This is a genomic window from Nostoc sp. (genome assembly GCF_036917615.1).
Classification (GTDB): domain Bacteria; phylum Cyanobacteriota; class Cyanobacteriia; order Cyanobacteriales; family Nostocaceae; genus Nostoc.
In genome coordinates, this window is sequence record NZ_JBALCZ010000047.1 from 169144 (window position 1) to 182607 (window position 13464).

A 13464-nucleotide genomic window follows, 5' to 3' on the forward strand; every position below is an offset into this window, starting at 1 on the left:
ATAGGCGTATTCCGAAGAGAAAAGTATTTATTATCATGGGGAGTCTGGGCATCGCAACGCCGAATAGTCCATCGTAGACATCGCTCCTCAGAATTTGTATCCTGCTAATGTGCGTCACTAAAATCAGAGGCGAGATATTCATCGGACGCAAAACGAGTATCATCTTGTTCCCAAATGCTGTTTTATTACTTATGTCCCCATATCTAAGCCATTGAATCGAGGCGAATGGACTAACTGCGAACTATTACTTTTATTCTAGATTGATTTGCTAGGACTTGGAAAATGTTTTCGTTTTCTTAACGAATGATTTACCTGTGGGACTGAAAGATCAACTATCTGCTATATGTGTATTTAAGATTGCTGCTGACGCTGTTTAATCTCTGCGATCGGTAATAGCAAAGTATCTTCTATTTGCTGTCGTACTTCACGGCTAACATAACAATCGCTATTTAGGCAATCTATCAGTAATTTATTGGCATCATAATACTGCTGAAGCAATTCTTCTTGCTCGTTACTGAACTGCCAATCATGACCGATATTACGATGCTCAATCATGATATCTCTAAGTTGTTCAGTCCATACTTGACCGTTTCCCTGCAACAAATCCTCACAAATCTCCCAAGTATTACTTACAAAATCTAATAATTGTATATGCAAACTTTGCAATTTCTGCTGTAACTGGGAATCAAGAGTATGGTAAATAGCCTCGTCAAGTTGAAAAGTAAGGGTTTCATAATTAATTAAGTTTAAATTTTGAGAAAAAATCTGGTTAAGCTCAAAATCAATTGCAAGATCCCAGTTAAAGGGAGTTCTATCTATTTCGTTAGGATTAGGCATCGAATTGTCATTGTAGTCATCATTTCCAAATCCAAAGGCTCTCCTTTCTTGTAATTGTTGTATCCAATCATCATAACCCTTTTCATAATCTGGATCGATAGCATTTTCGTAGTTAAGAGCAAGTTACCAACTGAGATTTTTATCAAGAAAATGAATATAATCTATTAAATCAAATGTGTATAAAGCTCGAACTGCAACAGGTTTGTAAGGAGTATCAACTGACCTGCTTTTCTTATCTATCCACAGCATAAACTCCTGTAGCTTTTTGTCAAGCGCTAACAAACCATCAATCTTTTGCTTCATCAACAGCACTAAATCATCAGCTTTCAACATCATGCCTGCGGTTAGAAAAAAGACTTCTCGCCATCGTTTCTCAGTGATATGCTCTACCAAAGTTTCCAAGGCAGACCTTTCTTTGATTTCTCTAGCAGTAAAATACTCATGAAATGTCAGATGGGAAAATGAATAAATACTCCTTGACCGTTCTACCAGTAGTCCATGATGATGTTCAATTGAACGCAAAACTTGCTCACTGTCAAGTTGCAATGCTTCTTCGTCAGTATTAGCATCGGGTAAATTGCGGATGTATTCTGTAATGTATTGTTCTGCTACTTTCTGCTTGAAGAAATATTCACTCCTCTCAAAGGTAGTCAACGCCATTTTGCTGAGTAAATCTTCTTTGCGTTGAACTGATAGCTTTTTGTAAATCTGATCGCGTTGAATTCCCCGCTTGGCATCCCATTTTTTCAATAACGCATCCAGTCCTTCTTTATATAACTCAGAACGATTTGCAGGGAAATCCCCTGACTCTTCAAATGCTAAACAAAGTAACGTCAGCAGCGGACTTGCTGCAAGTTCTTTGATGCGCTTATTTTCTTTGAGACGTTTGATAAAAGTCTCTGGTTTTACAGCTTTATCCTTAAACCAGTTATTGGTAAAGTGGAAAATTTGGTCATCGTCAAAATCAGCAACTTCCACCTCTGTAAACTTCTCAAAAGTATACTCCCGTGCTGCAATCCGGCAAGTCATGACAAACTGATTGTTTGGGAAACGATCAGAAAACTCACGAATTTCCTTTAATACACGGTTACTTTCCTCTTCTCTAACTTCATCCAACCCATCGAGTAAAACTAATCCCTTGCCATAGGTTAGTACATCTCGGATAGAAGAGATATGATTTATCGGCTCTTCAGTGATGTGTTGCAATAATCCAGGTTTGTTTGCAGCTTCTGCAAAGTTTTTGAGGGTAACAAAAATCGGTACACCTTCAGCCTGAAACTCACCTCCAATACACTGAATCGCTAAATACTTCAGAAATGTGGTTTTACCTGCCCCTGGCTTACCCAATATCATCAGCTTGGAATATTTCTCAACCGCCTCTAGTCCTGGCACTCGTTTTGCAGTGATCCTCGTCAGTGTAAAGCGGTCAAAATCCTCTTTTGTACATTCTTGCAATAATTCATTAATTCCTAATCGTTGCTGTCCAGTGATTGTCTCTAATATATTGACGCTGGTGTAAATGTCATTCAATCCAATGGGTTGACTCATATCTAGCACCCGCATTGTGCCGCAGCGTTCTTGAATGATGGGTTTTATCTTTTCGCGTACCTCTTGGACTAGTGCATATACATCTATTTTGGGAGCAGAGGGTTTGGAAGTAGATGGAATTGTTAAAATATTAGATTTCTGGTACTCCTGAATCAGAAAATCGCGCAGTTTAGAAAATTTACCTGGGCCCTTGCCGCGAATACTGAACTTGCTATAAACACCAGTCATGCGAGTGCGAAAAGCATTGTCAGAAATATAGAGAGCTTCTGCAACCCCTCGTTCATCTTTATTTTCCCTACTATATAGTTCTATAAAAGCCTTCTCCTGCTCTGGAGAAAGCTCATACTTACGAGCTACATCAGTCAAAAATTTACGCTGTAACGGTTGCATTGGCTAATCTCACAATTACCTAAAAACCAGTCTATACCAGGACTTACGCACAGGTAACGGAAAATCGAACCACAGAGGACGCAGAGGACACGGAGGAATAAGAGTTTGAGAGGTTTTTTGCGTAAGTCCTATATACCTAAAGATTACAGATATGTAAGGCAATGTTAGGGTATGTCAGCCTAAGTTTGAGCGAAATCTCCCAGTCACAGTTGAGACAGTAAATGTATTGAATCAATTAATTCAGGAGTAGGTAAATGTTATCCAAGAAATTTCCTTCAAGAGATGAAGTGCTGGCTGTTGTAACGCTGATTATGGTGATTGGTTCTTTAACTCTTGCAGTTATCGACGAAAAGAGTCGCCCTCCATTTCTCGATTTAACAAAATTTGCTGTCGGTACATATATTGGATTGTTGATACCTCGGCCAAGGTCAAGCGATGTCTAGGACGGGCTACGCCTACGCAACTAGCCAAACTAAAATTCTGTCTTGGCGACTCAAAATCGGACAATTATAGAAACGAAACCCGCCAGTGCGGGTTTTAATTTTTTATTATCCTTCCACGGAAGTTTCGTTTTTCTCTGAATACAGCAAAAATTATTCATGCAACAAGAAAAATTCACTCAGAGAATTATAAATTTTTGTAAAATTGAAGTCTTTAAGACTAGAAACCTGATATTTAGATAGCTAAACTAACAAACAGTGCATCTGTACTGTTAATTATTAAAAGTAAATGTGACGCTATAGCGTGAATGATCCCAGTACAACTTATCCTCACAAACTTCCTCTGTTACTGTGATGCAACTTGAGATTTTGGCGTTTTGCACACGGCTTGTGTGGTTCCAATGGTGCGGGTAAATCTTCTCTTCTGGAAGCAATCACTAGGACATTAAACCGCAGAGGCGCTGAAAGCGCTGAGAAAAAACAAGAGATTTTACGAGTCACCTTGAAAGGGTTAGTGCTAGAAATTTTTGATGCGATCGCAGCAATTCTTGTGCTGGGTTAAAATTTATTCAATTGCCATCAATAACTATGGAATACGAGGTTTATAGCGGTTCTCAATTGTGTGGATGGAGCCATTTGTGTGGGCGGGTTAACAGACTTGAGTAAACTGGCGTACCGTTTGTAGGACTTCCCGCAGGGTACGAAAACTGCTATAAACCTCATACATATTGCAGCCGGCAAATTCCCTAGTGTCATTACATCCTTAAGGGCGAACAGGAGTAGCTGTTCTAACCGCCAAAGCTGTTAGTATTTCTTTTCCAAAAATTTTTTCCGAGATATCAGGTATATCCCTAGCAGGGATATACCTGCTACTGTTGCAGGTTCGGGTATGGTTTCGATTTTGGCATAAATAGCTACTTTAGTTGTGGTTCCTTCAAGGCCCTCAATACTTATCTGGCGAAAGTCTGAATTAAAGCCAGTTAGCTCAAGCGTGTATTTATTGCCTTCAAAAATGAAACTACGATTACTGAAATTTGTGTCTAGAAATACAAAGTCTGCATTTATTTTAGGATCTGTTGCTTCGTTAGGTGTATTTACTAGACGCAAGTTGAAGTCAAAAACTTGGCTGATTCCAACGGCCGATCTGAATGATACATTGAGATTTAAAGGTACAAATTCAACGCTTGTACCTTTAAGTACCGTTCCATTAAAGTAAGTTAAATCAGCTATTTTGAATGCAGAGTTAATATCAGTTGAAAAGGAATTTCCATTAACGATAAGTTCATTTGAGCCTGTTATTGTACAGCCACTAGAAGTACTTAAACTTGGTGGACATACATTACCATCACCCCAAATAAATGTGTTGCTTCCCACACCCGTATATAGAGGATTGATATCTAGACTTCCTGGAGTAGGTTCTCCCCATGTACCATTAGAGATACCAGAAAAAGTTAGAGCATGTGCTTGACCAGAGAAACCAAATCCTGCGGTCGCACTCACAAAAAAACTAGATATAGCAGTCGCAAAAATTAAACTTAGTTTCATAACTTAGGTTTCAATTCTCATTTTGGAGCTTTCTCACAACTAGATCTCCAGTCTACGTTAGTAAATTTACAGAAAATACGCCAATATTTATTGTATTTTTTATAAAATATTTATATATATTTAAAAATATTTTATTTAAAAATTTATATTTATTGACCTAACTTTATGGGTTCTCCAAAAATTTCACCACTTTGTAATTAGTAAAACTGTTTACGTAGGCGTAGTCCATCGTAGACATCGCTATCTTACTTGGTTCACGGAGAAAGTGTCAAGTTGATATCAAGTTACTCTTTTTTGACACTCCCAGCGCTATTGGAACGAATGTGATTCGTTGGTCAAATTCAAGAATAACTGCAAGGGATAAAACAAGGGTGTAATCCCAAGCGAACTTTAACAACTTGACAATTATGAGGGCGACTCAATTTATTTGAGAAGTTGCTAATCATGTTCATCTTTAAGGATTTTCGGCATATGCTTTATAACTTTGACAAAATCTCTGGCAATAACTGACTAGGAACTTTAGATAAAGCCAGATTTTGTCCATGTATCCCTAATTCATGATGAAAAGCACGAATAGTTTTCACTACATAAGTGAAGGTTGTTTGATAAACCTCTGGTTGTTTACTTAATCCGTTTAAGGCTTGCAAATGGTTATCTAATGCTATTTCTAAGTGTTGAGAACATGTTGCTTTGTCACCATTAAACAACTTATCTATTACTAGCTGATAATGTGCTAAAGCCAGGTTATTGTGAGAGGCAAGCAAATCAAAACTTAAAGGAGTACCGCTAAGTGAGTGAGCCAAGGCTATGGCTTCTTCATAAGCGCTGATGCATAGTTGCAGATACTTTTGCCCTGCCTCTTTAGTTGTCTGAGATAGGTTTGCTAGATGCCAGTAAGCACTACCCAGATTATTTTGTGTAGCGGCGCAAGCGCTGGGAACATTAGCTGGAGTGCGATACTTGAGAGCTTCGCTGTAGACATCTATAGCTAGGTGGAGATTTTGGGCAGGTTGTTCGTATTGTGCCAGATTCCAACAGGCAGTACCTATGTTGTTTTGAATCATGCCATACTTGAGCGGTTCCTCTTCGGGATTGTAGTGTACAAGTGCTTCGTTGTAAGCTGCGATCGCTTTCTTTAAATGCACAATCGGTTGATTGTATTGCCCTAGATGCCAGTAAGCAGTACCCAAATTGTTCTGGCAAGCCGCATACTTTAATGAGTCCATCTCGGCTATACGGTAACTGAGTGCTTCACTGTAAGCTAATATTGCTTGCTGCCAATTTTCAGATGGGTGAGAAAAACGAGCTAAATCACCATAAGCTGTCCCCAAATTATTTTGCACACGAGCGTAAGTTTCCGGATGTGTCTGGGGTGAGATCATCTTTAACGCCAACTGATAAAATTCTATTGCCTGCTCTATATAAGTTTGTCCCTCCTCAGAATTGGGTGGTGTGCGATATAGCATCCAGTAGAGTGTACCCAAATCATTCAAGATATCTGGGAGTTGCGGTGAGGCTTCATCATAGCTAATTGCCTCCTGATAGGCAATAATCGCCACCATCAGGTTTTCTAGGGTTGACTCTCCTCGCTCAATGCGAAGGCGGTATAAGATGCCCAAGCGATGATAAGCTTCTGCCAGTACCTCCCCTGGAACTTGCTTTTTATGTAATTCTTCAATCTCCAACAAAATCTGCTGCGGTTGTAAATAATCCTCTGTATTTTGAGCAATATTTGTGTTGATTGTTGCTATTACTAGCTCCGTTAACTCGCTGCTAATATAAGATAAAGACGACAGCGATTGATTATTATTCCCACTACCAGATCTATTAGTAGATTCCTGCTGTTGTGGCACAGTCTTCAAGAAATCCGCTGTTGACGGCGAAACTTCCTGGGTTTTGTGTAGGTTATTCCCTTGTGTTTCTGCCGGAAAATCGAAATTATTCTTAAACTTTAACTCGGTGGCTGCGGTTGTGAGTTCTGCTTGAGTAACTGATTCATCTAGAATCGACTGCTGAATATTCCCTAAATCCAAGCTTCCAGAACGTGAAAAACGTTCTGGATAGCCCGAATTCTGAGTTGCTGGTGTGGGTTCTCCGGCAAACACAAATACGCCAGTACGGCAACGCCAAAACTGTGCTGCTGATTGCTTGATAGCAGATAACCAAGGATGTGGTATCCACAGCAGCAAGTTAGATTCTAGAAATCGGCTGGATTCTTGTTTAGAGAAATATTGCTCACTTAAGCGGAGATAGTGCAAAAATAACCGTTGTGTTGCCACTGGTTGTTTGGTAAGCTGCTCCACGCCTACAATCTGAAATGCTGGTATTGGAAAAGGTCTTCCTGGGGTATCTTTTGATGCCCCAATGATTGGCGGTGGATAATTTGCCAACCATTGATTTATTTGAACTATGGGATTGGGATCGTTTAAATTCAAACGCAACGTAACTAATCGCGGATAAGCTGGAGTGCTATTTTCCTGAGTATTTGATGGCTGATATAGCACTTGTCCAACAGGATAAGCCAATGTAGAATGCAAACGGGCCGCTACTTGATTTCTCAAGTGTAAATCATCACATACTGCTAAAAAAAGTTGTCGTCGTAAGCCAAGACTTAGGGCAAGTTTCAGGCGGTGGTATACTTGCCGATTCCAAGCAAAATTATCGTTGTGTGCAGTATCATTCACGCTCATGGCGGCTAAAGAGCCAAAACACAGTACATATCACCTTTCTGGGTGCATCCAAGTGGGCTAAACTGATCATAAAAATGATTTTTAAGTCGATGTTATGCTGCTTAGGATAAATTCAGCCTTCAGGTTTAGTAAAATAAAACAGTATATAATTATACTTTAATTGCTAATTCAATTTTAACAAAAAATAAAAAAGCAGGCCCCTCTTAAAATCGGAACCTGAAAAACTATAAAGATGAAATTTTAGTAAAAATGTTTTATCTTAAACTGACTTGGGAAACAAAGAAGGCGACTAGAATCAAACCGCCAACCAAAGCTATAGCGGCGATTCCTAGTAAGATATAAGTTCGCTTTTGCCCTTCTGTGGCAGGTTCTGCTTGATAAATCTTTGGTTCGCGGGCAAAATTATTCAGAAGACCGCCTTCTTCATTTGTATAAGGCATGAATTAATTCCTTTATCTTTATTGTTCATTTAATGTTACATAAATGCTAAATCGGCTCTCAAACTGCTAGACAAATCGTTACATTGGGGATTGGGGATCAAATATATAAAATTCCCCTAGTCCCCAGTATCGAGTCCCTAACTAGTAATCGTCCCAGTCAGAGGAGAACTAGGACTGGCGTAATCTTTAATGGGCATCCTGCCAGCAAGGTATGCTAGACGGCCGGCGACTGTTGCTAAATTCATGGCACGAGCCATTGCTGCTGGGTTTGGAGAAAGGGCGATCGCACTATTAATCAACAAGGCATCTGCTCCCAATTCCATTGCCTGGGCAGCTTCTGAGGGTGAACCAATACCGGCATCTACTACCACTGGCACGCCTGCATTTTCGATGATGATTTGGATATTGGCAGTTGTTTTCAGCCCTTGTCCAGATCCAATTGGCGATGCCAAAGGCATTACTGTAGCACAGCCTACATCTTCTAAGCGCTTGGCTAACATGGGGTCAGCGTTGATATAAGGTAATACTGCAAAGCCTTCTTTGACTAGTTGTTCTGCTGCTTGCAGTGTCCCAATCGGGTCTGGAAGTAAATACTTAAGGTCAGGTATTACTTCTAACTTGACAAAGTGATTATCTTCCTGCCCTAACAATTTCGCCATTTCTCGCCCTAAACGCGCCACCCGAATTGCCTCTTCAGCAGTTTGACAACCTGCGGTATTGGGCAACATCCAAATTTTCGTCCAATCTAAGGCTTCAGCTAAACCTTCATGTCCGGCAGCCTTGGTTTGTACCCGTCGTACTGCTACGGTGACAATCTGGCAATCGCTGGCGGCGATACTTTGTTGCATTTCCTCAATACTGCGATACTTACCAGTTCCTGTCATCAAGCGGGATTGGAAGGTTTTACCAGCGATAATCAGTGGGGAGTCTTGAGTCGGGAGTGGTGGGTGCTGTGGGGATATAACAGGACGATGCCCGTTGGAGAAATTAGCAGAGTTAGTCAGCATTGGGGTGGAGGTAGATGACTTGGACTGGAAGCGCGAATAGTGAAAATCAGCAAGTAGGTGGTCAGACTTTTGTTCCAAGATTAGATCGGCAATCAATGCCGCAGTTACGGGTGCAAGTAAAATCCCGTTACGGTAATGACCAGTAGCAAGGGTTAAATTTTGACAGTGGCTAATACCAAGGATGGGTAATTCATCGGGGGTGGCTGGGCGAAATCCCCACCAGAATTCCTGGATGGGATAATGCTTTAGTTGGGGATATAGCCGGATGGCAGCTTGTAGTAATGTTTGGATGCCTTCTGGGGTGTTCTCAGGGATGAAGCCAACGTCTTCGCTTGTTGCCCCAATAATCAGCCGATCGCGTCTTGGTACGATGTAAATATCTTGCCCAAACAAAATCCGTTTCAAGGGCAATTCCGGCACAAATTCCGGTATCCGCACACTCAGCATTTGCCCTTTTCTGGGGCGCAGGGGTAGTGGTAACAATTCATTTGACCAAGCACCTGAAGCTAAAACATAATGCGCGGCGCGAATTACCCCAGCATTGGTTTGCACGCCAACCACTTGTCCCTGCTGCTGTAAAAATGCTTCTACTGTAATGCCATCTTTGAGTTCAACACCAACAGACTCAGCCGCCGTCCACAATACGTGAGCTAGAGCCTTATTATCAACTTGTGCATCTTCAGGATACCACCAGCCACCAACTACCTCTGCTCCCAATCCTGACTGATATTGATGAATTACCTCTTTGTCTAACCAGTAAGCGGGGGATGAGAGAGAATTTTCTTCTCTTACTCTGGGTTTACCTACTCCCTGCCCCCCTGCCTCCTCAAAGACAGGTGCGAGGATACCGCAGGGCCAGTAGCTGGTATTTAAGCCGGTCAGTTCTTCTAGTTTGCGTGTCCAGTCGGGATACAAAGCACGCGATCGCCAACACAAGGAACGCATTGCCCCATTAGGGATGTTTTCCGCATCTGGTGCCAACATTCCAGCGGCAGCGTGGGTAGCGGCAGCCTGGAAGTCACGACAAAGCACGGTGACACTTGTCCCGCGCAGTTTTAGTTCAATGGCGATCGCTAAACCAATAACGCCGCCACCAATAATTACAGTCTCACTAGTCATTAGTCACTTGTACTGAGCGAAGCCGAAGTATTAGTCATTAGTCATTTATCATTAGTACATAACTAATAACTCATAACTAATAACTCATAACTTATAACTTATAACTCGTAACTAAAGACGGATCTATCGTTACCACAAGGCGCGAATTGGTTCGTTGCCTTGATTTGTATTACTGGATGGCGTGTCTGTTGCGGAATTATCTGTATTGCCGTCTGTTGTATTGTCAGCAGGTGATGTTGAATCATCGCCAGAATTCTGGGCAACGTTACTCCTGTTGTCAGGTCTTGGGGCTACAATACTGCGCCTGGTTTGGTTTGTTTGAGTTGTTTCGTTTCCTTCAGTTGCAGTTTCATCATTCTTACTGCCAGCACTACTATTAACATTGATATTAGCTGGCAGGACTTTTGCTGCTTTGCCACCGGGATTGTTAGCGCTTTGTACGCCCATCGGAAAGTTGATGCCTAGTAATGTACCAAGCAGAATGGCCAAACCTCCAGCCATTAGAATTAAGGGTGTCCATCTACCCATCTTGTCTTACTCCTTTTAACCTTTTGGTGTCCACACTATTCGAGAACCTTGTCCCCAAAATCCATCAAACTTTGTCACTTTCACATCGCCTAAAACCTGAGTTTGACAGTTTCTTACGCAAGTCTGTTGTAGGAGAATGGGGAGGAAGCGACCGTCGTGCTCGATCACGCCAATTCGCTGCTGATACTTCGCCCTCTACCTTAACCGCGCAGGTTCCGCAACTGCCAATGCCCCGACAGTTTATTACCTTAGCACCGTCATTGTAGAGGTGAATACTATTTTGCAGCAAAATTTTTCGGAGATTGCTTCCCTGCTCGCACTCAATTGTTTTACCTTCAGCTAGTACCTTAGGCATTTTTAAATTGCCAAACTGGCTTTTTGTTGTATATTGACACATTGCCTCGAAAGTTGTCTCGTCGGTCCCAGTTTTATGACCACAAATTCTTCACCTCAACTTTGGCTCTATGACACTACATTACGGGATGGCACTCAGCGCGAGGGGCTATCAGTATCGATAGAAGATAAGTTACGCATTGCCAAGAGACTCGATCAACTGGGAATTCCCTTTATTGAAGGCGGTTGGCCTGGTGCCAATCCCAAGGATGTACAATTTTTCTGGCAACTCCAAGAAGATCCGCTCAAACAAGCTGAAATTGTGGCTTTTTGTTCGACTCGACGCCCCAATAGTTCTGCCGCAACCGAACCGATGCTACAGGATATTTTGGCTGCGGGAACTCGCTGGGTAACGATTTTTGGCAAGTCTTGGGATTTACATGTTACAACCAGCCTCAAGACGACATTAGAAGAAAATTTGGCGATGATTCGTGACACCATTGAATACCTTCGTTCTCAAGGACGTCGCATTATCTACGATGCCGAACATTGGTTTGATGGTTACAAGCACAATCCAGATTATGCTTTACAGACATTAGAGGCTGCGATCGCATCTGGTGCTGAATGGCTAGTCCTCTGTGATACCAATGGCGGCACTTTAACCCACGAAATTAGCCAAATTGTTCAAGATGTGGTTAGGGTGACTGGGGAATGGGGACTGGGAACTAGGAAAGAATCTTCCCAATCCCCAATTCCTCAAATTGGAATTCACACTCATAATGATTCAGAAATGGCGGTTGCTAATGCAATAGCCGCCGTAATGGCAGGGGCAAAAATGGTACAGGGCACAATTAACGGTTACGGTGAACGTTGCGGTAATGCTAACCTCTGTTCGTTAATTCCCAATTTACAACTGAAGGCGGGTTACAGTTGTATCACAGAAGACCAGCTTACACAACTTACAGAAGCTAGTCGTTTTGTGAGTGAGGTGGTCAACCTCGCGCCAGATGAACACGCTCCCTTTGTGGGACTTTCGGCTTTTGCCCACAAAGGCGGTATTCATGTATCAGCCGTAGAACGTAATCCCCTAACTTACGAACACATTCAGCCAGAACAAGTCGGGAATCATCGCCGCATCGTGATTTCTGAACAGTCTGGACTTAGCAATGTTTTAGCCAAAGCCCGGAGTTTTGGCATTAACCTCGATCAGCTAAAGGCAGAAGCCAAGCAAATTCTCCAGCGCCTCAAAGAATTGGAGAGTGAAGGATTTCAATTTGAGGCAGCAGAGGCAAGTTTTGCGCTGTTGATGCACGAAGCTTTGGGAGGTCGCCAGAAGTTTTTTGAAGTCAAAGGTTTTCAAGTCCACTGTGACTTGATTGAGGGAAAAGAAACTAGCAATGCCCTAGCTACAGTCAAAATCGCTGTTGACGGGAAAAATATTTTGGAGGCAGCGGAAGGTAACGGCCCCGTGGCAGCTTTGGATGCGGCTTTACGCAAGGCTTTGGTAAACTTTTATCCCCAAATAGCAACCTTTGATTTGACAGATTACAAAGTGCGGATTCTCAACGGACATACAGGCACTGCGGCGAAAACTCGTGTCTTGGTAGAATCAGGCAATGGTCGTCAACGCTGGACAACGGTAGGAGTTTCCACCAATATTTTGGAGGCTTCTTATCAAGCGGTAGTGGAGGGATTGGAATACGGTTTGTTGTTACACTCCCAAGCAGAAGCGGCGGTGAAAGCTTCTGGTTGACAAAAAGGGATATGTAGTGTATGAGGAGTTGACGCTTTTGGATGAGAAGGGGAAGCGATGCCTACGGCGGGCTACGCCTACGCACTTCAAGCCTTTATTGGGTTTGGCAGTCGCTTTACCCAACCTAAAATTAATCGCTTCTATGCCGTAAATGCAAAAATAGCAGCCCAATTGCCAATTCCATACAAATAATTATTCTCACCTCAACAGCCAAGGTGCGTAGGCGTAGCCCGCCATAGGCATCGCTCAACTAAGTTGTGTGCCAAAAACATTTATTCCGCTAAGGTGTTGAGGTGTCGTTCAAAGAGCATGAGGATTGATTCATAAAAAAGACCCCTGGTTTGCACCAGAGATGTTTCCGTTTCAGAACGTTGTAAAATTCATTAGCAACCTAAAACGCTGATATGGTTAATTTAGTGGCTTCTATGCCATAAATGCAAAAATAGCAACCCAATTGCCAATTACATACTGAGAATTATTGTTACTCCTACACCTAAAATGCGTAGGTGCAGCCCGCCGCAGGCATCACCGATATTTAGGTGCAGAGCTAGAAATCTAATGCTGCGACAAAAACTTCATCCTATGCAAGGTTTTAGGAGAACTTTTCCCAGGATTGGGCAACTAATTGGCTCAACCAGCGACGTTGTTGCTGATCCAGCAGTGGATCATCTGCTAGCAACTGAGCGGTTAATTCTTCCAAAGATTGACCCTGAGCGCGGACAATTTTAATTACTCCAGCGATCGCACTGGCAACTAGTTCTTCATCAATCGGCTGTTGTCGCAGGGCAACAATTTCCTGGGGACTGTCTGGAATAGGATAATTCATGGCGTGGG

General features: G+C 42.2%; 12 protein-coding genes and 1 pseudogene. 4 read left to right on the forward strand and 9 right to left on the reverse strand.

Features of this window, described 5'->3' with window-relative positions; translation table 11 throughout:
• Positions 1-351: 351 nt before the first annotated feature.
• Together V7K85_RS16700 and V7K85_RS16705 are read right to left on the reverse strand one after the other, a co-directional pair.
• Positions 352-837, reverse strand: coding sequence for an NACHT C-terminal helical domain 2-containing protein (locus V7K85_RS16700; RefSeq protein WP_334814737.1), 486 nt, complete (start codon positions 835-837; stop codon positions 352-354).
• Positions 838-960: 123 nt separating this feature from the next.
• Entirely contained in the window at positions 961-2775 is a 1815-nt protein-coding gene (locus V7K85_RS16705) for an NACHT domain-containing protein (RefSeq protein ID WP_334814738.1), read from the reverse strand.
• 254 nt (positions 2776-3029) lie between these two features.
• Between V7K85_RS16705 and V7K85_RS16710 the strand changes: the two genes are divergently transcribed.
• The gene (locus V7K85_RS16710; RefSeq protein WP_334814739.1) at positions 3030-3218 is read left to right on the forward strand and encodes a hypothetical protein; all 189 of its coding nucleotides are present in this window, start codon (positions 3030-3032) and stop codon (positions 3216-3218) included.
• 358 nt (positions 3219-3576) lie between these two features.
• Positions 3577-3777 carry a hypothetical protein gene (locus V7K85_RS16715; protein WP_334814740.1) on the forward strand — a complete coding sequence of 67 codons (201 nt, stop codon included), beginning with the start codon at positions 3577-3579 and terminating at the stop codon, positions 3775-3777.
• 242 nt (positions 3778-4019) lie between these two features.
• Here the strand turns inward: V7K85_RS16715 and V7K85_RS16720 are convergent, their stop codons facing one another.
• The 6 genes and pseudogenes from V7K85_RS16720 to V7K85_RS16745 all read right to left on the reverse strand — a co-directional run bounded on the left by V7K85_RS16720 (position 4020) and on the right by V7K85_RS16745 (position 10899).
• Positions 4020-4760: a choice-of-anchor K domain-containing protein gene (locus V7K85_RS16720; RefSeq protein ID WP_334814741.1), complete on the reverse strand. Its 741-nt coding sequence runs from the start codon at positions 4758-4760 to the stop codon at positions 4020-4022.
• Positions 4761-5236: 476 nt separating this feature from the next.
• A complete protein-coding gene (locus V7K85_RS16725; protein ID WP_334814742.1) occupies positions 5237-7450 on the reverse strand; it encodes a tetratricopeptide repeat protein in 2214 nt (737 codons plus the stop codon).
• Between the two features lie 254 nt (positions 7451-7704).
• On the reverse strand, positions 7705-7890 hold the full coding sequence (psb34, locus tag V7K85_RS16730; protein ID WP_334814743.1) for a photosystem II assembly protein Psb34: 186 nt from the start codon (positions 7888-7890) through the stop codon (positions 7705-7707).
• Positions 7891-8027: 137 nt separating this feature from the next.
• Positions 8028-10016, reverse strand: coding sequence for a glycine oxidase ThiO (gene thiO / locus V7K85_RS16735; RefSeq protein WP_334814744.1), 1989 nt, complete (start codon positions 10014-10016; stop codon positions 8028-8030).
• A gap of 129 nt (positions 10017-10145) precedes the next feature.
• Entirely contained in the window at positions 10146-10544 is a 399-nt protein-coding gene (locus V7K85_RS16740) for a hypothetical protein (protein WP_334814745.1), read from the reverse strand.
• A gap of 15 nt (positions 10545-10559) precedes the next feature.
• A pseudogene (locus V7K85_RS16745) lies at positions 10560-10899 on the reverse strand (2Fe-2S iron-sulfur cluster-binding protein).
• 75 nt (positions 10900-10974) lie between these two features.
• Between V7K85_RS16745 and cimA the strand changes: the two are divergent.
• Both cimA and V7K85_RS16755 read left to right on the forward strand, forming a co-directional pair.
• The gene (cimA, locus tag V7K85_RS16750) at positions 10975-12630 is read left to right on the forward strand and encodes a citramalate synthase (RefSeq protein WP_334814746.1); all 1656 of its coding nucleotides are present in this window, start codon (positions 10975-10977) and stop codon (positions 12628-12630) included.
• Between the two features lie 57 nt (positions 12631-12687).
• Positions 12688-12822, forward strand: a complete 135-nt coding sequence (locus V7K85_RS16755; RefSeq protein WP_334814747.1) for a hypothetical protein — start codon at positions 12688-12690, stop codon at positions 12820-12822.
• Positions 12823-13222: 400 nt separating this feature from the next.
• Here V7K85_RS16755 and V7K85_RS16760 read toward each other — a convergent pair whose 3' ends face one another.
• Positions 13223-13456, reverse strand: coding sequence for a hypothetical protein (locus V7K85_RS16760; RefSeq protein ID WP_196522570.1), 234 nt, complete (start codon positions 13454-13456; stop codon positions 13223-13225).
• Between the last annotated feature and the right edge of the window lie 8 nt (positions 13457-13464).

What these genes read in the sequence shown, in the direction of transcription:
- V7K85_RS16755 (WP_334814747.1), top strand. Translation starts at nt 12,688, where the DNA reads ATGCCTACGGCGGGCTACGCCTACGCACTTCAAGCCTTTATTGGGTTT.
- V7K85_RS16725 (WP_334814742.1), bottom strand. Translation starts at nt 7,450, where the DNA reads ATGAGCGTGAATGATACTGCACACAACGATAATTTTGCTTGGAATCGG.
- V7K85_RS16705 (WP_334814738.1), bottom strand. Translation starts at nt 2,775, where the DNA reads ATGCAACCGTTACAGCGTAAATTTTTGACTGATGTAGCTCGTAAGTAT.
- V7K85_RS16710 (WP_334814739.1), top strand. Translation starts at nt 3,030, where the DNA reads ATGTTATCCAAGAAATTTCCTTCAAGAGATGAAGTGCTGGCTGTTGTA.
- V7K85_RS16720 (WP_334814741.1), bottom strand. Translation starts at nt 4,760, where the DNA reads ATGAAACTAAGTTTAATTTTTGCGACTGCTATATCTAGTTTTTTTGTG.
- cimA (WP_334814746.1), top strand. Translation starts at nt 10,975, where the DNA reads ATGACCACAAATTCTTCACCTCAACTTTGGCTCTATGACACTACATTA.
- thiO (WP_334814744.1), bottom strand. Translation starts at nt 10,016, where the DNA reads ATGACTAGTGAGACTGTAATTATTGGTGGCGGCGTTATTGGTTTAGCG.
- psb34 (WP_334814743.1), bottom strand. Translation starts at nt 7,890, where the DNA reads ATGCCTTATACAAATGAAGAAGGCGGTCTTCTGAATAATTTTGCCCGC.
- V7K85_RS16740 (WP_334814745.1), bottom strand. Translation starts at nt 10,544, where the DNA reads ATGGGTAGATGGACACCCTTAATTCTAATGGCTGGAGGTTTGGCCATT.
- V7K85_RS16760 (WP_196522570.1), bottom strand. Translation starts at nt 13,456, where the DNA reads ATGAATTATCCTATTCCAGACAGTCCCCAGGAAATTGTTGCCCTGCGA.
- V7K85_RS16700 (WP_334814737.1), bottom strand. Translation starts at nt 837, where the DNA reads ATGCCTAATCCTAACGAAATAGATAGAACTCCCTTTAACTGGGATCTT.